Source organism: Sphingomonas natans, assembly GCF_030546695.1.
Lineage (GTDB): Bacteria > Pseudomonadota > Alphaproteobacteria > Sphingomonadales > Sphingomonadaceae > Sphingomonas_I > Sphingomonas_I natans.
The window spans coordinates 481,508-502,935 of the sequence record NZ_JAUOTP010000001.1 but is presented as its reverse complement, the minus strand read 5'-3'; the positions used below and the strand labels follow the sequence as shown (position 1 = coordinate 502,935).

Here is a 21,428-nt window from a genome sequence, read left to right as displayed (position 1 = left end):
CTACTTCTCGACCTTGACGAAATCGAGCACGCACAGCCGATCGATCATCGGCCCCTGCCAGCGTGTCGGGATCGGCTGCACGCGCATCGCCCAGGCCATGATGTCGACATCCTGTTCCTCGAGAAAATCCTCGAACCAGGCGATCTCGGCCTCGCTCCAATCCTGCCCGCAATGATCGAAGAAGCCGCCGATCATGAGATCGGCCTCCTTCGTGCCGCGATGCCAGGCGCGGAAGCGCAGGCGCTTGAGGCGGGTATCGCGGTCCATCTTGGGTCCAATGCGGTGCGGCCGGCAGCCGCTTTGCGGCGCCGGTTGAGGGGAGTGCGGCCGCGACATCTAAGGGGGTCGGCCCGGGGAAACAATGGTCGCCGGCGTCTCGTTTGTTGCGCTTCGATCGGGGCGCGGGTAGTTATCGCGACGGCTTTCCATCGCCGGGGCACGCTGAATGATACCGTTTCTCGCCGCCGCATTGTCGCTGGCCGCTCTGCCGTCCGTGACGGGCGATTTCGATCATGACGGCAAGCGCGACACGGCCGAGCTGGTGAAGGCGGCCGAAGGCTATCGCGTGATGATCCGGCGGGGCGCGGACGCGGGCAAGCCGCTCTTCCTGATGTCGCTCGCCGATCCGGCCAATTTCTATCTCGGCAAGGCGCAGGGCGGCGAGTTCGCGACCGCATGCGGCAAGGGGCTCGGCACGCGCGGCGTGCGTTGCGATCGGCCGCGCGTCCATCTCAAGGGCAACGAGCTTGCCTTCGGCTATCGCGAGGCATCGGACGGCGTCGCGATCTGGAAGGGCGGCCGTTTCGATCTCGTCTGGCTGACCGACTGACGATACGGGTTTGGGCAGCGCTTGCGGCCGGACATACTTCACCCGCTCTTCACCGAAATCGAGGCCCTGAAAGGCGTCGGACCGGCGCTCGCCAAGCCGCTCGCGCGGCTGGGTCTGGCGCGCGTGCGCGATCTGCTGTTTCACCTGCCGACGGGCTGGATCGATCGCAAGACGGTCGCGGAGTTCGACGAGGCGGATGTCGGCCAGATCGTCACCACCGTCGTCACCCCGACCGAATATCGGCTCGGCGGCTCGGCGCGGGCGCCGGCGCGCGTCGTCGCGACCGATGCGGCCGGCAACGTTGTCGCTTTGGTCTTCTTCCGGAGCGGGTCCGGCTACGCGAAGAAATTGCTGCCGCTCGGCGAGCCGCGTACGATCAGCGGCAAGCTGGAGCGCTACGACCAGTGGCTCCAGATCGTCCATCCCGAGGTGATGGCGCTCGAGGAGGCGAAGGCGCTGCCCGCGCGCGAGGCGGTCTATCCGCTGTCCGAGGGGCTATCGAACAAGCGGCTGGCGAGCCTGATCGAGGCGGCGGCCGAACGGATGCCCGATCTGCCCGAATGGATCGAGCCGAGCCTGCTCGCCACGCGCGGCTGGCCCGCCTGGCGCGAGGCGGTGACGCGGCTCCACGCGGATCCCAGCGACCGGATCGCGCAGGAGCGGCTCGCTTATGACGAGATTTTCGCCAATCAGCTCGCGTTGATGCTCGTGCGGGCAAGTTCGCGCCGCCGCCGGGGGCTGCCGCTCGCAGGAGATGGCCGGCTGCGCGACGCGCTGAAGCTGCTTTACTTGCCGACCGGCGCGCAGACGCGCTCGATCGGCGAGATCGAGGGGGATCTCGCGCAGGCGACGCCGATGCTGCGGCTGCTGCAGGGCGATGTCGGCGCGGGCAAGACGCTCGTCGCGCTGATGGCGATGCTGGTCGCGGTCGAGGCCGGCGCACAGGCGGCGATGCTCGCGCCGACCGAGATCCTTGCGCGCCAGCATTACGAGACGCTGTCGCGCCAGCTCGGCGGCCTGCCCGTCAACGTCGCGGTGCTGACCGGGCGCGACAAGGGCCGCGTCCGCGAGGCGACGATGATGGGGCTCGCCGACGGATCGATCGACATCCTCGTCGGCACGCACGCCATTTTCCAGGAGGCGGTGGCCTATCGGAAGCTCGGCCTCGTCGTGATCGACGAGCAGCATCGCTTCGGCGTCGCGCAGCGGATGCTGCTGACCCAGAAGGCCGAGCGTCCGCCGCATCTGCTGGCGATGACCGCGACGCCGATCCCGCGCACGCTGACGCTCAGCCAATATGGCGAGATGGACGTGAGCCGGCTCGACGAGCGCCCGCCCGGCCGCCAGCCGATCGAGACGCGCGTCATCTCGGAGGACAGGCTGAACGAGGTCGTCGACGGGCTCGGCCGGCATCTCGCCGCGGGCGGGCAGGCTTATTGGGTGTGCCCGCTCGTCGAGGAGAATGAGGCGAGCGACCTCGCCGCCGCCGAAAGTCGCGCGATCGCTTTGAAGGCGCGCTTCGGCGACAAGGTCGGGCTGATCCATGGGCGGATGAAGGGCCCGGAAAAGGATCAGGCGATGGAGGCCTTCGCTTCCGGCCGGATCGGCGTGCTGGTTGCGACGACGGTGATCGAGGTCGGCGTCGACGTGCCCAATTCGACATTGATGATCATCGAGCATGCCGACCGCTTCGGCCTCGCCCAGCTCCACCAGTTGCGCGGGCGGGTCGGGCGGGGCGAGGGGCGCTCGGTCTGCATCCTGCTTCGCGGCGGGATCCTAGGCGAGACGGCGCGCGCACGCCTCGCGCTGCTGCGCGAGAGCAATGACGGCTTCCGCATCGCCGAGGAGGATCTGCGCCTGCGCGGCGCGGGCGAGATCCTCGGCACGCGCCAGTCGGGCGAGGCGGCGTTCCGGCTCGCGAGCCCGGAGCAGGTGCAGGCGCTGATCGAGACCGCGACCGACGACGCCTGCCTGCTCGTCGATCGCGACGGCGGGCTGGAAGGGCCGCGCGGGCAGGCGGCGCGGATCGCGCTCTATCTGTTCGAGCGTGACGCCGCGGTGGGGCTGCTGCGCTCGGGCTGAGCCGGCGGGCGGACATGCTTCGTCACGTTGCGATGTCCGGACGTTGCTGCGGCGTGGCTCCGGAGCCCTTATCTTTCCGAGCGTGTCCGGCGCGGCAGGAATGCTTGCGCGCGTGCCGCTCGGCCTTGGCGCGGGCGACCGAACTGGCGATCTGGCCTCCCATGCCCGCCGTCACGAGCGGGATGCACCGGAGAGAGAGCCCGTCGTTTCGTTCGCGAGCGGCACCGATCCCGGCCGGAGTCCCGCATGATCCTCACTGCCGCCCGCCGCCTGCATTGGCGCCTGCTGCTCGTCGCGAGCGCCTTGTTCGTCGGCATCGCCTTGCTGTTTGCGACGCACCTTACCGAAACGCCGCAGACGATGATCGCCGCTTCGCGCGCGGCGCTGATGGTCGGGCTGCTCGGCCTGCGCATGGTCGCATCGGGCGTCTCGGACGAAGCGTCGACCGATGGGGATTGATGTTCCGCTGGAGCGCGCCCGCGCGCTGCCTTTCCACCGCCCTTCGCCACCGAGCTCGAAATCGATGATCGTCGAACGCATACCCCGGATCCGCCAGATCGTCGCCGATGTCTGGAAGGTGCTGAGCGTCCTGTTCCTGTGGGACGTCGCCGTCACCGCTTTCTATTTCATCATGCCGTTCCACGCGCCGGCGCTGCCGCTGACTCTGTTCGGGACGGTGCTGGCGCTGTTCCTCGGCTTCAAGAGCAACTCGGCCTATCAGCGCTGGTGGGAGGGGCGCATCCTGTGGGGGGCGATGGTCAACAGCTCGCGCAGCCTGGCGCGCGCGACGACTGCGTTCCTCGGCGTCGACGGACCCGCGACGCGCGATCTGCGGCGCACGATCGTGCTGCGTCAGATCGCCTATGTGAACGCCTTGCGCTGCCAGCTGCGCCGGCAGGATCCCGCGCCCGAAATCCTGCGGCGATTGAGCCCGGAGGAAGCGCAGGAAGGACTGGGGCGCACCAACGCCGCCAACGGCCTGCTCGACGGGACCGGACGGCGCATCGCCGAGGCGCAGCGGCAGGGGCACATCGATACCGTCCAGCAGTCGCGGATCGAGAGCGTGCTGATCGATATCGCCAATGCGCAGGGCGGCATGGAGCGGATCAAGAATACGCCGCTGCCCAACGGCTTCCGCTTCTTCCCCGAATTCTTCACCCGGCTCTTCTGCCTGCTGCTGCCGATCGGGCTGGTCGAGGCGTTGGGCATCGCCACGCCGATCGGATCGACCGTCGCGGGGCTGATGTTCCTCGCCGCGCTCAGGATCGGCGACGATCTCGTCGATCCCTTCGCGAATACGGTTCACGATATCCCGCTGGGCGCGATCTGCCGGACGATCGAGATCGATCTGCTGCAGGCGATCGGCGATCCCGCGCCGGAGCCGCTCGCGCCCGTCAACGGGGTGTTGCGCTAGCGTCCCGGTGGAACAGGTGCGTTGCCATCGTCGCGCCGAGCAGGGGGGCGATGAGGTTGACGATGGGGACGAGGAAGAGCGAGGTGATGATGATGCCGATCGCGGCGCGTTCGCCGCGCGTGGCGCGCAGCCATTCGCGGCGCAGCGGGCCGTCGCCATGGCGCGCGGCGACCATCTCGCCGAAATCGCGGCCGATCGCGACGCCGTTGACGAGCACGAACAGCACGATCGTGCCTACGCCCGTGACCAGCAGCAGTAGGTAGAAGGGCAGAGCGATCAGATTGTAGACGAGCAGCCGGCCCGCCGAGCGCAGCCCGAGGACCAGGCCGCCGCCCACGCCCGCGGGCCGTGCGGCCGCTGCAGCGTCGGGATAATGGAGCGCCTCGACGGTCGCGACGATGCGATCGGAATATGCCGCGATCACGCCCAGCGCGACGGCGGGAAAGAGCAGCCAGATGCCGAGCACGGTGATGACCAGCGCGCCGAGCCCGCTCGCCGACAGGCCGAACTCGCAGCTCTGGCCGCTCCACCACAGGCAGGGATCCGCGCCGTCGAGCGCCCAGACCGCGCCGATGCCGAGCCCCAGGAAGATCAGCAACGTCACGAACAGCGAGCGGAACAGGATCGCGAGGATCCGCGGCTGGGTGAGATCGATCAGCGACAGAGGCAGGACGCGGAGCACGATCCCTGGTCAATCGATCGGCCGCGCAGCGGTTCCATCGCGCCTGTTACCAGAGCACGCCATTGTCGGGCAGCAAAGGCGGGGGCGCTTCCTCGCCCAGCGATTGCAGCAGATTGGCCTCGACCGTCCGGGACATGGACGACAGCGGGAGATCGTGGACGCTGTTGCCGAACGGATCGGTCAGATCCTCGCCGATCGCGAAGACCGCGAGGAACATCAGGCTCGCGACCGTCGATCCGATCGGCGTGACGAGGCCCAGCGTTTCCACCAGACCGATCGGCAGCAGCAGGCAGAAGAGCCGCGTGAACAAGGCCGGCACGAAGCGATATTGATTGGGCAAAGGCGTGTTCTTGAGCCGCTCCATCCCGCCCTGCGCATTGGCGACATCGACGAGGATCGCATCAAGGTGGACCTGCTGGATCGTGTCGATCTGCCCTGCGCGGAGCGCATCGGCGACGCGCCGGCCCGTGCCTTCCAGCAGGCTGTTGGCCGGGTTCTGCGTCTGGAGCAGCGCCTCGGCCTCGTCCTTGGGCACGAACGCATAGACCTTCTCGTCGAGCGGCTGGCGGCGGAGCTGGCAGCGCAGCGCGTGAACATAGGCGATCTGCTGGAGGATGATCGCGCGGGCGCGCGGATCGTCGCGGCCGAGGAAGGCGATCGCGTTGCGCGCGAGGCTGCGCGAGGCGTTGATCAGCGCGCCCCACAGCACGCGGCCTTCCCACCAGCGCTGATAGGCCGAATTGCTGCGGAAGCCGAGGAACAAGGCCAGCGCCGAGCCGAAGAGGGTCAGCGGCAGGGACGGGGCCTTGAACGGCGAGATCACGTAGAAGACGGTCACCGCCACGTCCCAGACGATCAGCACGACCAGCGGCTTCCAGACCTCGCGCACGATGGTCTTCACATTGGGGACGCTGGCGACGATCATCGGGGGCGGCTCAGCGCGTCAGCAGCGCGTGGCGCTTCTTGCCGAGGCTGATCTTGACGCTGGCTTCCGCTTCGAGCTGGATCTCGAACTTCTCGTCCTTGATCGGCAGATCGTTGAGGCGGACCGCGCCCTCGGCGATCTTGCGGCGCGCCTCGCCGTTCGAGCCGGCAAGGCCGAGCACGGTCAGCGCCTGGATGAGCGGGATCGAGCCGGTCGGCACGGAGAGCTTGGGCAGATCCTCGCCCGCGCCGCCTTCCTCGAACGTGGCGCGTGCGGTGGCGGCGGCGACCGAGGCCGCGCCGCGCCCGCGGCACATCGCGGTCGCCTCGTCGGCGAGGATCTTCTTCGCCTCGTTGATCTCGGCACCCGGCAGCGCCTCCAGCCGCGCGATCTCGTCGAGCGGCAGATCGGTGAACAGGCGCAGGAAGCGGCCGACGTCGCGATCGTCGGTGTTGCGCCAGAATTGCCAATAATCGAAATGCGGCAGCTGATCCTCGTGCAGCCAGATCGCACCGGCCATCGTCTTGCCCATCTTGCCGCCGTCGGCGGTCGTGATGAGCGGCGTGGTGACGCCGAACACCTCCTGGCCGTCCATGCGCCGGGCCAGCTCGATCCCGTTGACGATATTGCCCCACTGATCCGATCCGCCCATCTGCAGGCGACAGCCCGCGCGGCGCGACAGCTCCAGGAAATCATAAGCCTGGAGGATCATGTAGTTGAACTCGAGGAACGAGAGCGACTGCTCGCGATCGAGGCGCAGCTTGACGCTGTCGAAGCTCAGCATCCGGTTGACCGAGAAATGCTGGCCGACATCGCGCAGGAACGGGATATATTCGAGCGCGTCGAGCCAATCGGCATTGTCGACCATGACCGCATCGGTCGGGCCGTCGCCGAACGTCAGAAAGCGCTCGAAGATGCGCTTGATCGAGGCGAGATTGGCCGCGATGCCGTCCGCGGCGAGCAATTTGCGCGCTTCGTCCTTGAAGCTCGGATCGCCGATCTTGCCGGTGCCGCCGCCCATCAGCACGATCGGCTTGTGGCCGGTCTGCTGCATGCGGCGCAGCAACATGATCTGGACGAGGCTGCCGACGTGCAGCGAGGGCGCGGTCGGATCGAAGCCGATATAGCCGGGCACGATCGCGCCAGACGCGAGCCGATCGAGCGCGGCAGCGTCGGTAACCTGGTGGATGTAGCCGCGCTCGTCGAGCAGGCGGAGCAGATCGGATGTGTATTCAGACATGGCGGCGCGCGCCTAGCATGGGCCGGTAAGGGAGGCCACCAGCGCGATCGCACGTCGCGGAAGTTGACAAAGTTGACACTACGTCACCCCCCAACTGCGTTCCCCGGACGCGATCGACCATTGCCGAGCATATTTCCGGCCACCGCCCCGAGCGGGCCAGTGAGGCAGCTCGGTCCGTGCGCCGGTGCGGCGCGGTGCATGGTCGATAGGGGACGCGGTGGTCATCATGTCCGGCTCCTCGGCGTGGGCGGACAGTCCAGATGTCACACGGAATCCTACATTGCAAATGGTCAGCAGATCGGTGTTTCCGGCTTCTGTTGGGTCAGCAATGGGGCACGGGCAGACCTATTTCGTCACGCTCTGCCACACTCCGCCCCAGCCGTCGGCCGGGGCGGCGCTGCGGAAGCTCGCGACCCGTCCCAGGAAGGTGGTCGCAGGTCCGTCGTCCGGCACGATCCGCAAACATTCGCCGAAGCGCGCCTCGGCCCCGTCCCAGTCGCCCGCGCGATAGGCGGCAAGACCCGCCTCGAACGCATCGCGCAGCTCGATCTGTTCGGGCGGCACCGCGCCGATCTCGCCGATCAGCTCGAACACGCGCATCGCCTCGGTCTTGCCCGCCGGCGCGAGCAGATCGATCTCGCGCACCTCGATCCGGTTGCGGACCTGGATCACCGTCGCCTCGTCGGCGAGGATCAGCGTCCCATAGGCCTTGTTCGCGCCCTCGAGCCGCGAGGCGATATTGACCGTGTCGCCCATGATCGTGAAATTCTTCGACGTCAGCGATCCGATCGACCCCAGCACGACATCGCCCGTCGCCAAGCCGATCCGCGCCGCGATCTTCGGCGCGCCGCGCCGGAGGCCGAGCAGCTCGGGCAGCTCCTTCTGCAGCATCGCGAGCTGCTGGCGCTGGCCGAGCGCGGCGCGGCAGGCGGAGAGCGCCGGCTCGTCGCTGCTGAACGGCGCGCCCCAATAGGCCATCACCGCGTCGCCGATATATTTGTCGATCACGCCCTGGTAGCGCGCGATCGGCTCGCCGGCATAAGCCAGATAGCGGTTGATCAGCCGGACGAGCGCGGTCGGCGTCAGCGTCTCGGCGATCGTGCTGAAATTCTGCAGGTCGGAGAAATAGACCGTCATCTCGCGCTTCTCGCCGGCCTCGAGCTCGGCACGCCCGGCGCCGAGCAGGCGATCGACGACGCGCGGATCCATGTAGCTGGAGAAGGTCGTGCGCATCGCCGCCTTCGTGCGCAGCTCCTCGACCATATCCAGAAAGGCATGCGAGAGCTGGCCGATCTCGTCCGTCTGGGTCGTGGGCAGCGTCACGTCGAGATTGCCGCGGCCGACCTCCTCCGCGCCGGCGATCAGGCTGCGCACGGGGGTCAGCATCCGCCGCGTCAGCAAGAGCGAGATCACCGATCCGGCGACGAATCCGAAGATGGCGAGCCCCAGATTCTCGACGGAGACGATGAAGCTGCGCCGTTCGAGCCCCGCGAGCCGCGCCTCGTCCTTCTTCGCCAGCGCCGCGGCCTCGCCGCTCATCCGTTCGAGAGCGGAGAGGACGCGCTTCTCGCTGTCGATCGCCTCACTCTCGCGTAGGCTGGTTCCGTCGATCGCGACGGGACCGGGCGCGAGGAAGGCGCGGACCGCCGCGCGATAGGTCGCATGTTCGCGCCGCACGGTCTCGCTCTCCAGCTGCAGCCGGCCCAGCGCCACCGCCGCCTCGGTCGAGATTTCGGCGTCTTCATAAGCGCGGATATGCCGGGTCAGCGCCGCGAGCCGCGCATCGATCTCGCGGTTATAGGTCTCGAACCGCGCGAGCTGCTCGCCGTGACGTGCCGTATCGCGCACCTGCGGGCCGCCATAACGGAGCGCGCGCTCGCTCGCGAGTTCCTCCTCGGCCGTCGCCTGCACGATCGAGGCGATCTCCTGCTTGAGCGGTTCGAGCGCCTCGACGAGGACCTTCGCCTCGCGATCGATGCTGGCCGCCTGGAAGAAGGCGTAGATCGCCGCGGCGAGCATCGTCGCGAGCAGGATCACGCTGAGCCCGACGAATTTGCGGGTGATCGTGAATCGGCCGAGCCGCCGCGGACCGCCTCGTGCTGCGAAAGCCTGCGCCACCCCTGTCTGCCCCCAGGGCCCCACACCCCGCCGCAAGGCTAGTGCGAACGGATCGGCTGCGCAACGACGCGGGTCGGTCCGCTCAGGAAAGTTTGCGGTTTCGCGGGAGCTTCTCAGGCCAAGCCGATCGGCCCGCCAAACAAAAAGGGCGGCCGAAGCCGCCCTTTCGGTGTTCGCGATTGTGGGAGCCTCATGCGCCCGCGGGCGTCGGCTCGCCCCAGCCGCCGGGGCGGCGGCTCTTGGGGATCGAGGAGCCGCCGATGGCGAGGCTGCGGGGCGCGCGATCCTTGGGATCCTCGCGGCCGATATCCTCGCCGACGATCGCCTTCTTCGATTCCTCGCCGTTGAGCGTCTCGAACTCGAGCAGGGCCGCGGCGAGGCGATGGAGCTGATCGAGATTGTCGGTCAGCACCTGGCGGGCCTTCATCTCGCCTTCCTCGACGAGGCGGCGGACTTCGCTGTCGATCAGGCGTGCCGTCTCTTCCGACATCGTCTGGTTGCGCGAGACCGAGTGGCCGAGGAACACCTCGTCCTGATTGTCGCGATAGCGCAGCCAGCCGAGCTTCTCGGACATGCCATATTCCATGACCATCGAGCGCGCCATTTCGGTGGCCTGCTGGATGTCGTTGGAGGCGCCGGTGTTGAGCTCGTCGCTGCCGTAGATGAGCTGCTCGGCGATGCGGCCGCCGAAGCAGAGCGCGAGACGCGCCTTCATCTGCTTCATCGTCATCGAATAACGATCACGCTCGGGCAGGTTCCACGTCACGCCCAGCGCGCGGCCGCGCGGGATGATCGTGACCTTGTGGAGCGGATCGCAGCCGGGGACGTGCAGCGAGACGAGCGCGTGGCCGGCCTCGTGATAGGCGGTGGCGCGCTTCTCGTCCTCGGTCATGATCATCGATTTGCGCTCGGCGCCCATCATGACCTTGTCCTTGGCCTCCTCGAACTCGCGCATCGCGACGAGACGCTTGCCCTTGCGCGCGGCGAGCAGAGCCGCTTCGTTGACGAGGTTGGCGAGATCGGCGCCCGAGAAGCCGGGCGTGCCGCGCGCGAGCGTGCGGGCGATGACGTCGGGCGCCAGCGGCACCTTGCTCATGTGCACGGCGAGGATCTTCTCGCGGCCCTCGATATCGGGCTTGGGCACGACGACCTGGCGATCGAAGCGGCCCGGACGCAGCAGCGCCGGATCGAGCACGTCGGGACGGTTCGTAGCGGCGATGATGATGATGCCTTCGTTCGCCTCGAAGCCGTCCATCTCGACGAGCAGCTGGTTGAGCGTCTGCTCGCGCTCGTCATTGCCGTTGCCGAGGCCCGCGCCGCGATGACGGCCGACCGCGTCGATCTCGTCGATGAAGACGATGCACGGCGCGTTCTTCTTCGCCTGCTCGAACATGTCGCGCACGCGGCTCGCGCCGACGCCGACGAACATCTCGACGAAATCGGAGCCCGAGATCGTGAAGAACGGCACCTTGGCTTCACCCGCAATCGCGCGGGCGAGCAGGGTCTTTCCGGTGCCGGGCGATCCGACGAGCAAGGCGCCCTTCGGGATCTTGCCGCCGAGGCGGGCGAATTTGGACGGGTCCTTCAGGAAATCGACGATCTCCTGCAGCTCCTCGCGCGCCTCGTCGATGCCGGCGACGTCGTCGAAGGTGACGCGGCCCTGCTTTTCGGTCAGCATCTTGGCGCGGCTCTTGCCGAAGCCCATCGCGCCCGATCCGGCATTCTTCTGCATCTGGCGCATCACGAAATAGCCGATGCCGAGCAGGATCAGGAACGGGAAGCTCTGATACAGCAGCAGCTGCCAGATCGAGGCCTGCTCTTCCGGATGCGCGCGGAACGTGACGTTCTTGGCGGACAGACGCTGGATCAGGCTCGGATCGTTGGGCGCATAGGTCTTGAAGGCGGCGCCGTTCGAATATTTGCCGGCGATCACGCCGTTGCCGATATCGGCTTCCTTGACCGAGCCGTCCTCGACGCGGGCGAGGAATTCCGAATAGGCGATGCTCTCGCCGGCCGGCTGGCGCGTGCCGCTCTCGAACATCGAGACGAAGAGGACGATCGCCAGCAGGATGCCGAGCCAGATGGCGAGGCTCTTCATCCAGGGGTTCGGTCCTTGCGGTGTCTTGTCTTCGCTCATGCGCGCTTACCAGCCTTTCGAGAACCGCCATTATGTAGGGCACGAGGGGTTAATGGCAATGGAACAAGCGCCGATCGGGCGGAAGTGCGGTGGAGAAGAACGGCGATCAGCCTGATCGATGCGGCGGGGCGGCGGCAAGGCGCCACGGTGGGCCGGGATCGATGCGAATGCCGGCGAGCGTCGAGACCCGTCCCGCGGCGAGCCGATCGAGCAGGCGATCCACCTCATCGCCGCGCAGGACGGCGTCTTTCGCAAGCTGGTTCAATGCCTTGACGAGCAGGCGCCGCCGCAGCTCGCGCGGCAGATCGGCCGCGGCGAGCGTACCGGCCGCGCCATCGAAGCGCTCGGCGAACAGGCGATCGGCGGCGAAGGACAGTGCGTCCTCGGCCTGCGCCATATGGCCCGCGACCGCGGCGAGCCGCTCGGGATCGGGCCATCCACCCGCGAGCCGCGCGCGGACGGCGGCGCGATCGAAGCGCGGATCGCGGTTGGACGGATCGTCGACGGCAGCGAGTCCCGCCGCGGTGACGATCGCGACGAGGTCCCGGCGCCGCCAGCCGAGCAGGGGCCGGATCAGGCGGACGCCGTGATCGAGCAGGCGGGTGGGCCGGATACCGGACAAGCCCGCGACGCCCGCGCCGCGCTCGAGCCGCATCAGCACGGTCTCGGCCTGATCGTCGAGATGATGGCCGGTGGCGAGCGCACCGATCCCTTGCTTGCGTGCCCATTCCGCCATCGCCGCATAGCGCGCGTTGCGGGCGGCGGCCTGGACGCCGGCCGGATCGTCGCGGACGGTGATGCGCAGCGTCTCGTGCGGGACGGTGAGCGAGGCGCAGACCTCGCCGACGAAGCGCGCCTCGGCCGCGGCTTCGGGGCGCAGGCCATGATCGACGGTGACGGCGGCAACCCGGCCGGGGCGGGCGGCCGCGGCGAGCAGGAGCAGAGCGAGGCTGTCCGGACCGCCGGAGACGGCGAAGGCGAGCAATTCCTCCCCGGTACGGGGAGGGGGACCAGCCGCAGGCTGGTGGAGGGGGCTCACCGGCAAGGTCGCGCATCGCCGCACGCCCCCTCCACCATGCTTCGCATGGTCCCCCTCCCCTTGCAGGGGAGGATTGAGGAGGCGCATCACATCACGCTCGAAGCGCGCGACCAGATCGGGTGCAGGCGGCGCGATCATCGCGCCCGGCGCGTCACTTGCAGGCGGCGGCCTTCTTCGCCGCCGGCAGCCTGCTCTTCAGCCCCGGCGCGAGCGTCGCGCCATAGACCTGCTCCAGCTCGCCATAGGCCTTGCACGCATCGGCGGGCTTCTTGAGCTGGGTCAGCGCCTGGCCGAGATAGAAGAGGCTGTCGGGCGCGCGGTCGCCGCGCGGATCCGTCTGGTAATTGGCGTAGAGCGTCTGCGCGGCGCTGGCGGGCGTGCCGCCGTCCAGCTGCGCGCGGCCGAGCAGGTTACGCGCATAGCTGGCGCGCTTGTGCTTGGGATATTTCTTGATCATCGCCTGCAAAGCGACCTGCGCCTCCGGGAATTTCTTCTGCTCCCACAGCTTGTAGCCGGCCATATAGGCGTCTTCGCCGGCATCGCCGCTGGCGGCCGGGGCGGAGGCGGGAGCCTCGGCCGAAGCGGGCTCGGGCGGGGGCGCGGCGACGGGATCGAGCTGGATCGGCGCGGGGCGCGCGCCGCCGCGCGGCGGGCGGGCCGGCGGGGTCTCCAGCGCGGGCGCGGCGCCGGGAACCGGCTCGATCGCCTTCAACCGCGCATCGAAATCGGCCTTGTCGCGGGCATTGGCCTGGCTGAGCACGTCCAGCCGGTGCTGGGTCTCCTCGATCTGCTGCGTGACGCGGGTCAGTTCGCGCTCGAGCCCGTCGACGCGCGCGGCCAGCTCGCGCACCGGCTGATCGGCGGGCGCGCGCGCCGGCGCTGCCACATCCTCCGACGGCGCCGCGATTTCGGGTTCGAAGAAGGCCGGGCTGCCGCCGGGAAAGACCTTGCGCTGGACGGCCTTCATCTCCTTTTCCAGCTTGTCGACGCGCGGCGCGATCTTGTCGGCGCTCTGCGCGATCGCCGGCACGGCGGTCGCGGCGAGCAGGCAGAAGATGGTCAGCGAACGCAGGGACATGAAGCGGGCTCTCTCGGCTCTACTGGTGAAGGCGCTTCACCATAAAGCGGATGAGCGTCAGGTGAAGCGGGAAGCGGTCAGTTCGGACCGGCCTGCGTCGTGACCGGCGTCGGGGCGCCGGCGGGCACGGGCGCCGCGTTTCCCGAAGCGGGTACGGGTGTCGGAATGGCGACGTCGCCGCCCGGTGCTGCGGCAGCCCGGCCGAGTAACGCGGCGGGCTTGAGGCTCACGTCGCGGATGCGCTGCTCGGGCGGGCCGAGCGGCGGGATGACGGTGCTGCCGACCGTCACCTTCAAGGCATTGGGCCGGCCGGTCAGCAGGCGCGGATCGACCGCCTCGGCCGGGACCGTATAGCTCTTGCCCGTATCAAGCAGCCCTTCGAACAATTTGCGGCCGTCAGGCTCGCTCACGCGCAGCCACACGCCCGATTCCGCCGTCAGCACGGTCGCGCCATCAGTGGCTGCCACGGGTGCGGGAGCGGTGGGGGCGGGGCGCGGCGCGACGGGCGCTGGCGCCGTATCGGTCGCCGACGCCGCGACGGCGACCGGATTCTCGGTCCGCATGCCGCGCCAATAGAGGAAGCCCAGGATCAGTACGGCCGCGACGAGCAGGCTCGCCCAGGCGATGCCGCGCGTCGGCGTGCGCGCCGGATCGGCGGCTTCATACACTTCCTGATAAGCGGTGCGCGGCGTGTGTTCGGAAAGTTCGGCGCGGAACTGCTGCGACATCGCCTGCCCGTCGAGCCCGAGCAGGCGCGCATAGGTCTTGACGAAGCCAGAGCTGTAGGTGGCGGCCGGAAGCCCGCTATGATCGTCGCTCTCGATCGCGTTCAGATGACGCGTAGGGATGCGCGTCCGCTCGGCGATCTCGCCGAGCGTCAGGCTTTGCGATTCGCGGGCGGCGCGCAGCTGGCTTCCGACCGTGGCCGATGCATTTTCCGCCAGACCATTGCGGACTTCGTTCATCCGGCTTCCCAGCAAGTTTGTGACGGATTAACGTCGATCACGGAAGAATGATAGCTAACGCTGTTATTGCGCGGTCTCAAGCGATCCTTACATCATGCGCCAGCGCCCATTCGGCGAGCGCGGTCCGCATATTGGCGGGCGGACGCGCGAGTAAAGCGCGCATCGTCTCGCGCAGTTCGGCGACATCGAGCGAGCGGATCATCGCCTTGACCGGGCCGATCGCGGCCGGCGTGATCGACAGCCGATCGAGCCCGACGCCGATCAGCGCCATCGCCTCGAGCGAGCGCCCGCCCATCTCGCCGCAGACGCCGACGGGCACGCCGGCGTCGTCGCAGGCGCGCACGACGCGCGCGATGAAGCGCAGGATCGCGGGCGAGAGCCAGTCGAAGCGCTCCGCCAGCTTGGGGTGCGCGCGATCGGCGGCAAACAGGAATTGCGTCAGATCGTTCGTGCCGATCGAGAGGAAATCGAGCTTGGGCAGCAGGATATCGAGCACCTCGGCAAGCGCCGGCACCTCGAGCATCGCGCCATATCTGATCGTCAGCGGCGGCTGCTTGCCGCGCGCGGCGGCGCGCGCGCGCTGTTTTTCGAACAATTCGCGCGCCTCGTCGAATTCCCATGGCTCGGAGATCATCGGGAACATGACCTGGAGGATGCGCCCCGAGGCGGCCTCGACGAGCGCGGAGGCCTGCGCCTTCATCAGCGCGTCGCGCTCCAGCGCTAGCCGGATCGCGCGCCAGCCCATCGCCGGATTCTCTTCCTCGATCGCGTCGTTCGACATGTAGGGCAGGGTCTTGTCGCCGCCGACATCGACCGTGCGGAAGATAACCGGCTTGTCGCCGGCGGTGTCGAGCACGTCGCGATAGACGCGCTGCTGGCGCTCGCGCTTGGGCAGTTCGGCCGAGACGAGGAACTCGAATTCGGTGCGGAACAGGCCGATGCCGTCGGCGCCCGTCGTGTCGAGCGCGGCGACATCGTCGCGCAGGCCCGCATTGACCATCAGCGTCAGGCGATGGCCGTCAGTGCTGATCGGCGGCAGATCGCGCATCGCCGCATATTCGGCGCGCAACTTCTGCGTCTGCGACAGGCGATTCTCGAACACCTCCTCGATCGCCGAGGTCGGCCGCGCGACGGCATGGCCTTCGCCCGCGTTGAGCAGCACGAAATCGCCCTCGCCGATCACGCGGCGCGCATCGCGCACGCGGCCGAGCACCGGGATCCCCATCGCCCGCGCGACGATCACGACATGCGCGGTCAGCGATCCTTCCTGGAGGATGACGCCCTTCAGCCGCCGCCGATCATATTCGAGCAGCTCGGCCGGCCCCAGGTTGCGCGCGATGAGGATCGAATCCTGCCGCAGTCCGAGCTGCGCCGCGGTGCCGAGCTGGCCCGAGACGATCCGCAGCAGGCGATTGGAGAGATCCTCCAGATCGTGCATCCGATCCGCGAGCAGGGGATCGTCGATCTCGCGCATCCGCATCCGCGTGCGCTGCTGGACGCGCTCGATCGCCGCCTCGGCGGTCAAACCACTGTCGATCGCGGCGTTGATCCGCGTCCGCCAGCCTTCGTCATAGGCGAACATCTTGTAGGTCGCGAGGATGTCCTGATGCTCGCCGGCGACGCCGAAATCGGCCTGGCTCATCATCTTGTCGATCTGGTCGCGCATCTTGTCGAAGGCGGAATAGACGCGGTGACGCTCGACCTCGGTATCCTCGGCGACCGTATGCTCGACGATGACGCGCGGCTGGTGGAAGACGGCGCGGCCCTGGCCCATGCCGTCGACGAGCTTGAGTCCGGTGAGCCGCACCGATGCGGTGTCGCGCGCGCCGCCTGAACCGGGGCCTTGCGTTTCGTCGATCAGCCCGGCGCCCGCGATGAGCTCCGCCAGCACCATCGCCACCGTCTGCAGCGCCTCGATCTCGACCTCGTCATAGCGCCGTTGGTCGACATGCTGGACGGTCAGCACACCCACCGCGCGCTCGGCGCGCACGATCGGCACGCCCGCGAAGCTGTGGAACAGTTCCTCGCCCGTCTCCGGATTGTGGACGAAATCGGGGTGGCTCGTCGCCTCGGCGAGATTGAGCGTCTCGTTCTTCTCGGCGATCGTGCCGGTCAGCCCTTCGCCGAGCTGGAGCTTGGTGACGTGGACCGCCTCCTGCTTGAGGCCGCGCGTCGCATAGAGTTCGAGCACGCCGTCGCGCAGCAGATAGATCGAGCAGACCTCGCTGTGCAGCGCCTCGCCGATGATCTGGGTGACTTGATTGAGCTTGGCCTGCGCGTTCGTACGCGATGCCATGACGTCGTGGAGACGCACCAGGATTTCGCGCGCGGCGGTGGTGGCGGAGACGGCGGGCATGCAGGTGCGGAGCTACCAGCAAAAAGCCCCGTACTTCAACTCACCGGTTGTTAAGCGCCAGCACGACGATCGAGAGGAACAACGCCGCCAGCCCCAGCAGGAAGATCCGATCCGCCCAGACCCCGGCGCGCGTCTCGCGCGGGGCGGCGCGCAGCGCGAGATAGGAGAGGATGCAGCTGAGTGCGAGCAGCACGGCCGACACCCACGCCACTTCGTCGGCGAGCGTCGTCCGGTTGGTGTGGGTGACGTTCAATCCGGCGATGACGATCAGCGAGATGCCGAGCAGGCTGGAGGCCGCGTTGAGGATCTGTCCCTGGAAGTCGCGGCGCGGCATCGCGCGGCCCTGACCTGCGCATCGACCGGGGTCAACCGCGCAAATGCAGCCGCGTGGCCGCCGATTTTTCTGGTTAACAAAAGCTTAATATAACTGACGCGCTGCGCGGTTACCTGCCCCGTTTCGTGCAACAGGGGAGGCGATCATGGCTTTGAAAAAGTGGGTGTTGGGCGTGACGGCTGCGATGGCGGCGTTCGCTCCGAGCGCGGCGAGCGCGGCGGTCCAGATCACCGAATTCATGTATCAGGGCACCTCTTCCGGCGCGCGCGAATATTTCGAGCTCACCAACATCGCCACGACCAGCGTCAGCGTCGCCGGCTGGAGCTATAATGACGACAATCCGAACGCGCCGGTCTCGTTCGGCAATTTCTTCGGAACGCTCGGCGCCAACGAATCGGTGATCCTGACCGAGCTGACCGCAGAAGCGTTCCGCAGCTACTGGTCGCTCGACAACAGCGTCCGCATCTTCTCGATCGGCGGCAGTTCCAACCTCGGCAATGCCGACACGATCAACATCTACAACAGCGCGACGCAGAACGTCTCGACGCTCGTCGACAGCGTCACCTATTCGGGGACGACCGCCGGCATCTCGCGCAACCGTCCCAACGCCACGGGCACGGTCGGCAACGCTTTGTTCGTCAACTCGTCGGTCGGCGACGTCTATGGCTCGGCCTATGCGGCCGGCGCGGGCACGTCCGATCTCGGCAATCCCGGCGAATATGCGTTCGGTGCGACCGCCGCCGCCGTGCCCGAGCCCGCGAGCTGGGCGATGATGATCGGCGGCTTCGGCGTCGTCGGTGCCGGCATGCGCCGCCGCCGCGCCGTCACCACCGCCGCGCGCGCCTGATCCTCCCGACATTATCGAGGTTTTCGACATGACCCGTTTTCGCAACCGCCTGATGCTCGCCGGCGCCGCTCTGGCCGCGCTCGCGACGGCCGCACCCGCCGCCGCCGCGCTCGATCTCTCGACCTATACGGTCAGCCTCCAGCGCGGGCTCGACATCGCCGAGGCGTCCGGCGTCGCCTACAATTATGATCGCAACAGCCTGCTCGTCGTCGGCGACGAGGGCGACGTCGCCAACGAGTTCGCGCTGGACGGCACGAAGCTGTCGACGGGCGCGTTCCAGTCGACCTTTCGCGATGCCGAAGGCATCACCTATATCGGCAACGGCCAATATGTCCTCGCCGACGAGCGCCGCGAGGCGATGGCCAAGATCCAGGCCGTCAGCACGACCACCACGAACGGCGCGACCTCGGTCGTCTATACCGGCACCAATCAGGCGCAGACCTATCTGGTCAATGGCGGCACCAACGTCGGCAATAACGGGCTCGAGGGCGTCGCTTTCGATCCGCTCACCGGCGGCTATTTCGGGGTGAAGCAGGGCGGGGCGCCGGGTGTCGCCGAGCGCGTCTATTTCACGACGATCGCGTTCGGATCGACGACGACGGGCACGACGAGCCTCGCCTTCGATCCGGCCCCGCTCGGCCTCGCGACTTTGTCCGATATCGCGGTGCTCGCCTCGAACCCGAATTTCGCGGGCACCGATTATTATGGCAACCTGCTTCTGCTCAGCGCGGACGCTTCGACCCGGCGCCTGATCGAGGTGACGCGCAGCGGCGCGCTCGTCAGCAGCTTCGATCTGTCGAGCCTGGCGATCCAGGTCATCGAGGGCGTGTCGCTCGATCATTCGGGCAACATCTATCTGGTCGGCGAACTGGGCGGCGTCTCGCCGAGCGGCACGACGTCGGGCCTCGTCGTCCTGTCGCGCGCCTCGAGCGCGGTGCCCGAGCCGGCGAGCTGGGCGATGATGATCGGCGGCTTCGGCCTCGTCGGCGCGGCGATGCGCCGCCGTCAGCCGGCGACGCTGCGCACGATCTGACACGAAGAGATCAGGCGGCGCGTCGCTCCAGCGCGGCGGTCGCCTGATCGATCAGTTCGGCGAGGATGTCGGCGACGGGCTCTTCCTTCGTCACCATGCCCACCGACTGGCCGGCCATCAGGCTGCCATGCTCGATATCGCCGTCGATCACCGCGCGGCGCAGCGCGCCCGCCCAATAATGTTCGATCTGAAGCTGTGCCTCGCCCATCGCGATCGCGCCCTCGTCCAGCGCCTGCGCGACTTCGCGCTGCTTGGCGGTGAACAATTCGCCGCCCGCATTCTTGAGCGCGCGCACCGGGATCACGGGCAGGCGCGGATCGATCTGCACGCTCGCGACCGCGTCACGCGCGGAGGCGCGGATGAACGCCTTCTTGAAGTTCGGATGCGCGATGCACTCGCTCGCGCAGACGAAGCGCGTGCCGAGCTGGACGCCGGCGGCGCCCATTTCGAGATAGCCGGCGATCGCCTCGCCGCGGCCGATCCCGCCGGCGACGAAGACGGGCACCTGCGCGGCGATTTCCGGCAGCATCTCCTGCGCGAGCACGCTGGTCGAGACGGGGCCGATATGCCCGCCCGCTTCCATGCCTTCGATGACGAGCGCGTCCACGCCCGAGCGGATCAGCTTCTTGGCGAAGGCGAGCGTCGGCGGGAAGCAGAGCAGTTTCGCGCCGGACGCCTTGATCCGGTCGATCGCGCCCGCGGGCGGCAGTCCGCCGGCGAGGACGACATGGCCGACATCATGGCTGGCGCAGACGTCGATCAGCGCCGACAGATCGGGGTGCATCGTGATCAGGTTCACGCCGAACGGCTTGGCCGTCAGCGCCTTGGTCGCGGCGATCTCGCGATCGAGCAGCTCCGGCGTCATCGCCCCGCACGCGATCACGCCGAAGCCGCCGGCATTGGACATGGCGGAGACGAGGTGGCGCTCGGACACCCACGACATGGCGCCCGCCATGATCGCATGTCGGGTGCCAAGGAAATCGGCCCCGCGCTGCATGAGCGCGGAGAGCAAATTCGTGTCTGTCATGATGCCCCACTAGCCGCGTCGAGTGCGCGACGCGAGGCCTCGATGCCGGGCGCTGGGGCCCGGCCGCAAATTACTTGGTGGCGATGTCCGTGGCTTCGGCGCGATATTGGGCACGCAGATAGGTGCGCGCGCGCGTGGCGGTCTCGAAGCCTTCGGACAGCATCTCGGACGAGACGAGCGGATAACCCTGCGAGTTGAAGCGCGTCGTCCGGACCGTGACGCGGAAAACGCCCTCTGCGTCTTTCGCAACGAGATAGGGGCGGACGGCAACTCGCGACATTAGGGTCTCCTGGAAAGTACGTGCCCGGTGAAACTGGCGGACCGGGTCTGGAGGAATGGGTCGGCGGGCACCCGAAGGCGCCCGCCGGGTCGATCAGGCAGCCTGGAGATTGACGGCCGAGGTCTTGCCACGGTTGTCCGTCTCGAGCTCGTAGCTCACGCGCTGGTCCTGCTGCAGCGTGCGCATGCCGGCACGCTCGACAGCCGAGATGTGCACGAATGCGTCGTTGCCGCCGGTCTCAGGCGCGATGAAGCCAAAACCCTTGTCGACGTTGAAAAACTTGACGGTGCCGGTGATCATGGAGAATTCCTTTGTCCATGTGACGGGCTCGCGCCGACATGGCGCGTCCCGGCTCGAAGAAGCTAGAAAGGGACAAAGGGGAGGCCGAAAAGCGGTCCGATATCCGTCGCAGGCGACGTAAGCCTCCCCGATATAGGGAGTTTGACGGAAATAGATAGAGTGGCCGGCCGTCAGCGGCGGTGGACGCGCACGGAAAGCCCGCCGTCGCCTTCGATCCGGACGTCCTGGCCGGGCTCGATCGCGAAGGATTCCGTAAGGCCCACGGTGCGCGTGCTCGCCTGATCCTCGCACCGTCCGACTGCGCCGGGGCGCATGACGGTGATGGTCAGCTGCGTGATCGAACGGTCGCCGATGCCCCGGCCGCTGAGGCGGATCAAGAGGGACGAGCGCTCCTGACCGCCGCCACGCCGATCCGCTGCGCAATCGGCCGCGGAACCGTCGGTCTTCTCCTGGCTGAAGCTTGCGCCATTATAGTCGGACACGCGCATCGGCCCGCTCCACAGCGGCGCGCTGCCCAGCCGGACATCGACATCGTAGGTCGCGGCGGAAAAGGCGCGCGGCGGAAGCGGGCGGATGATCGCGCCCGGTCCGCCCGGGAATGTGCGCGGCAGCGGCGAGACGATGACGGACTGCGCGGCAAGCAGGAACAGCAGGATCATGGGGGACCTCCCCAAGGGAATTCGCGCTTTACTGCCCCGGCGTCACCGATCCGTTGACGCGCGTGGTGAACGGCCGCACGCGG

General features: G+C 68.0%; 21 protein-coding genes. 6 read left to right on the top strand and 15 right to left on the bottom strand.

What is annotated here, in order from left to right; genetic code table 11:
- On the bottom strand, positions 1–267 hold the full coding sequence (locus Q4F19_RS02385; RefSeq protein WP_303539534.1) for an FAD assembly factor SdhE: 267 nt from the start codon (positions 265–267) through the stop codon (positions 1–3).
- Positions 268–445: 178 nt separating this feature from the next.
- On the opposite strand from Q4F19_RS02385, the gene Q4F19_RS02380 reads away from it, so the two are divergent.
- The 4 genes from Q4F19_RS02380 to Q4F19_RS02365 all read left to right on the top strand — a co-directional run bounded on the left by Q4F19_RS02380 (position 446) and on the right by Q4F19_RS02365 (position 4,325).
- Positions 446–829: a hypothetical protein gene (locus Q4F19_RS02380; RefSeq protein ID WP_303539533.1), complete on the top strand. Its 384-nt coding sequence runs from the start codon at positions 446–448 to the stop codon at positions 827–829.
- A gap of 21 nt (positions 830–850) precedes the next feature.
- The gene (recG, locus tag Q4F19_RS02375) at positions 851–2,911 is read left to right on the top strand and encodes an ATP-dependent DNA helicase RecG (RefSeq protein ID WP_303539532.1); all 2,061 of its coding nucleotides are present in this window, start codon (positions 851–853) and stop codon (positions 2,909–2,911) included.
- A 246-nt stretch (positions 2,912–3,157) separates the two neighbouring features.
- Complete coding sequence (locus Q4F19_RS02370; RefSeq protein ID WP_303539531.1) at positions 3,158–3,370, top strand: hypothetical protein; 213 nt, start codon at positions 3,158–3,160, stop codon at positions 3,368–3,370.
- A 64-nt stretch (positions 3,371–3,434) separates the two neighbouring features.
- Positions 3,435–4,325, top strand: coding sequence for a bestrophin family protein (locus Q4F19_RS02365; RefSeq protein ID WP_303539530.1), 891 nt, complete (start codon positions 3,435–3,437; stop codon positions 4,323–4,325).
- Here Q4F19_RS02365 and Q4F19_RS02360 read toward each other — a convergent pair.
- The 10 genes from Q4F19_RS02360 to Q4F19_RS02315 all read right to left on the bottom strand — a co-directional run bounded on the left by Q4F19_RS02360 (position 4,306) and on the right by Q4F19_RS02315 (position 17,199).
- The gene (locus Q4F19_RS02360) at positions 4,306–5,007 is read right to left on the bottom strand and encodes an EI24 domain-containing protein (protein WP_303539529.1); all 702 of its coding nucleotides are present in this window, start codon (positions 5,005–5,007) and stop codon (positions 4,306–4,308) included. The genes Q4F19_RS02365 and Q4F19_RS02360 overlap by 20 nt on opposite strands.
- A 46-nt stretch (positions 5,008–5,053) precedes the next feature.
- Complete coding sequence (locus Q4F19_RS02355; protein WP_303539528.1) at positions 5,054–5,932, bottom strand: bestrophin family protein; 879 nt, start codon at positions 5,930–5,932, stop codon at positions 5,054–5,056.
- Positions 5,933–5,942: 10 nt separating this feature from the next.
- The gene (gene tyrS / locus Q4F19_RS02350) at positions 5,943–7,172 is read right to left on the bottom strand and encodes a tyrosine--tRNA ligase (RefSeq protein WP_303539527.1); all 1,230 of its coding nucleotides are present in this window, start codon (positions 7,170–7,172) and stop codon (positions 5,943–5,945) included.
- A 345-nt stretch (positions 7,173–7,517) separates the two neighbouring features.
- Entirely contained in the window at positions 7,518–9,290 is a 1,773-nt protein-coding gene (locus Q4F19_RS02345) for an adenylate/guanylate cyclase domain-containing protein (RefSeq protein WP_303539526.1), read from the bottom strand.
- A gap of 190 nt (positions 9,291–9,480) precedes the next feature.
- A complete protein-coding gene (ftsH, locus tag Q4F19_RS02340) occupies positions 9,481–11,427 on the bottom strand; it encodes an ATP-dependent zinc metalloprotease FtsH (RefSeq protein WP_303539525.1) in 1,947 nt (648 codons plus the stop codon).
- A gap of 106 nt (positions 11,428–11,533) precedes the next feature.
- Positions 11,534–12,604, bottom strand: coding sequence for a tRNA lysidine(34) synthetase TilS (gene tilS, locus Q4F19_RS02335; RefSeq protein ID WP_303539524.1), 1,071 nt, complete (start codon positions 12,602–12,604; stop codon positions 11,534–11,536).
- Between the two features lie 13 nt (positions 12,605–12,617).
- On the bottom strand, positions 12,618–13,544 hold the full coding sequence (locus tag Q4F19_RS02330) for a tetratricopeptide repeat protein (protein ID WP_303539523.1): 927 nt from the start codon (positions 13,542–13,544) through the stop codon (positions 12,618–12,620).
- 77 nt (positions 13,545–13,621) lie between these two features.
- Positions 13,622–14,509, bottom strand: a complete 888-nt coding sequence (locus Q4F19_RS02325; RefSeq protein WP_303539522.1) for a RodZ domain-containing protein — start codon at positions 14,507–14,509, stop codon at positions 13,622–13,624.
- A 76-nt stretch (positions 14,510–14,585) separates the two neighbouring features.
- Positions 14,586–16,865, bottom strand: a complete 2,280-nt coding sequence (gene ptsP, locus Q4F19_RS02320; RefSeq protein ID WP_303539521.1) for a phosphoenolpyruvate--protein phosphotransferase — start codon at positions 16,863–16,865, stop codon at positions 14,586–14,588.
- Positions 16,866–16,905: 40 nt separating this feature from the next.
- Positions 16,906–17,199 (bottom strand): hypothetical protein, encoded by a 294-nt coding sequence (locus Q4F19_RS02315; RefSeq protein WP_303539520.1) that lies wholly within the window; start codon positions 17,197–17,199, stop codon positions 16,906–16,908.
- Positions 17,200–17,344: 145 nt separating this feature from the next.
- Here Q4F19_RS02315 and Q4F19_RS02310 point away from each other — a divergent pair, with 145 nt between their 5' ends.
- Together Q4F19_RS02310 and Q4F19_RS02305 are read left to right on the top strand one after the other, a co-directional pair.
- Positions 17,345–18,046 carry a PEPxxWA-CTERM sorting domain-containing protein gene (locus tag Q4F19_RS02310; RefSeq protein WP_303539519.1) on the top strand — a complete coding sequence of 234 codons (702 nt, stop codon included), beginning with the start codon at positions 17,345–17,347 and terminating at the stop codon, positions 18,044–18,046.
- Positions 18,047–18,074: 28 nt separating this feature from the next.
- Positions 18,075–19,079, top strand: coding sequence for an SdiA-regulated domain-containing protein (locus tag Q4F19_RS02305; RefSeq protein WP_303539518.1), 1,005 nt, complete (start codon positions 18,075–18,077; stop codon positions 19,077–19,079).
- A gap of 10 nt (positions 19,080–19,089) precedes the next feature.
- Here the strand turns inward: Q4F19_RS02305 and Q4F19_RS02300 are convergent, their stop codons facing one another.
- From Q4F19_RS02300 to Q4F19_RS02285, 4 genes are all read right to left on the bottom strand, one after another.
- Positions 19,090–20,106 (bottom strand): NAD(P)H-dependent flavin oxidoreductase, encoded by a 1,017-nt coding sequence (locus tag Q4F19_RS02300; protein ID WP_303539517.1) that lies wholly within the window; start codon positions 20,104–20,106, stop codon positions 19,090–19,092.
- A 70-nt stretch (positions 20,107–20,176) separates the two neighbouring features.
- Positions 20,177–20,386, bottom strand: coding sequence for a hypothetical protein (locus Q4F19_RS02295; protein WP_303539516.1), 210 nt, complete (start codon positions 20,384–20,386; stop codon positions 20,177–20,179).
- Positions 20,387–20,479: 93 nt separating this feature from the next.
- Complete coding sequence (locus Q4F19_RS02290; RefSeq protein WP_303539515.1) at positions 20,480–20,686, bottom strand: cold-shock protein; 207 nt, start codon at positions 20,684–20,686, stop codon at positions 20,480–20,482.
- Positions 20,687–20,856: 170 nt separating this feature from the next.
- Positions 20,857–21,345: a hypothetical protein gene (locus Q4F19_RS02285; protein WP_303539514.1), complete on the bottom strand. Its 489-nt coding sequence runs from the start codon at positions 21,343–21,345 to the stop codon at positions 20,857–20,859.
- Between the last annotated feature and the right edge of the window lie 83 nt (positions 21,346–21,428).

Bases quoted from the DNA above. Each gene is read 5' to 3' on its own strand.
- Q4F19_RS02290 (WP_303539515.1), bottom strand. From the start codon at position 20,686: ATGATCACCGGCACCGTCAAGTTTTTCAACGTCGACAAGGGTTTTGGC.
- Q4F19_RS02310 (WP_303539519.1), top strand. From the start codon at position 17,345: ATGGCTTTGAAAAAGTGGGTGTTGGGCGTGACGGCTGCGATGGCGGCG.
- ftsH (WP_303539525.1), bottom strand. From the start codon at position 11,427: ATGAGCGAAGACAAGACACCGCAAGGACCGAACCCCTGGATGAAGAGC.
- Q4F19_RS02325 (WP_303539522.1), bottom strand. From the start codon at position 14,509: ATGAACGAAGTCCGCAATGGTCTGGCGGAAAATGCATCGGCCACGGTC.
- Q4F19_RS02355 (WP_303539528.1), bottom strand. From the start codon at position 5,932: ATGATCGTCGCCAGCGTCCCCAATGTGAAGACCATCGTGCGCGAGGTC.
- Q4F19_RS02380 (WP_303539533.1), top strand. From the start codon at position 446: ATGATACCGTTTCTCGCCGCCGCATTGTCGCTGGCCGCTCTGCCGTCC.
- tyrS (WP_303539527.1), bottom strand. From the start codon at position 7,172: ATGTCTGAATACACATCCGATCTGCTCCGCCTGCTCGACGAGCGCGGC.
- Q4F19_RS02370 (WP_303539531.1), top strand. From the start codon at position 3,158: ATGATCCTCACTGCCGCCCGCCGCCTGCATTGGCGCCTGCTGCTCGTC.
- Q4F19_RS02295 (WP_303539516.1), bottom strand. From the start codon at position 20,386: ATGTCGCGAGTTGCCGTCCGCCCCTATCTCGTTGCGAAAGACGCAGAG.
- Q4F19_RS02365 (WP_303539530.1), top strand. From the start codon at position 3,435: ATGATCGTCGAACGCATACCCCGGATCCGCCAGATCGTCGCCGATGTC.
- Q4F19_RS02330 (WP_303539523.1), bottom strand. From the start codon at position 13,544: ATGTCCCTGCGTTCGCTGACCATCTTCTGCCTGCTCGCCGCGACCGCC.
- Q4F19_RS02300 (WP_303539517.1), bottom strand. From the start codon at position 20,106: ATGACAGACACGAATTTGCTCTCCGCGCTCATGCAGCGCGGGGCCGAT.
- Q4F19_RS02315 (WP_303539520.1), bottom strand. From the start codon at position 17,199: ATGCCGCGCCGCGACTTCCAGGGACAGATCCTCAACGCGGCCTCCAGC.
- Q4F19_RS02385 (WP_303539534.1), bottom strand. From the start codon at position 267: ATGGACCGCGATACCCGCCTCAAGCGCCTGCGCTTCCGCGCCTGGCAT.
- ptsP (WP_303539521.1), bottom strand. From the start codon at position 16,865: ATGCCCGCCGTCTCCGCCACCACCGCCGCGCGCGAAATCCTGGTGCGT.
- tilS (WP_303539524.1), bottom strand. From the start codon at position 12,604: ATGATCGCGCCGCCTGCACCCGATCTGGTCGCGCGCTTCGAGCGTGAT.
- Q4F19_RS02305 (WP_303539518.1), top strand. From the start codon at position 18,075: ATGACCCGTTTTCGCAACCGCCTGATGCTCGCCGGCGCCGCTCTGGCC.
- Q4F19_RS02285 (WP_303539514.1), bottom strand. From the start codon at position 21,345: ATGATCCTGCTGTTCCTGCTTGCCGCGCAGTCCGTCATCGTCTCGCCG.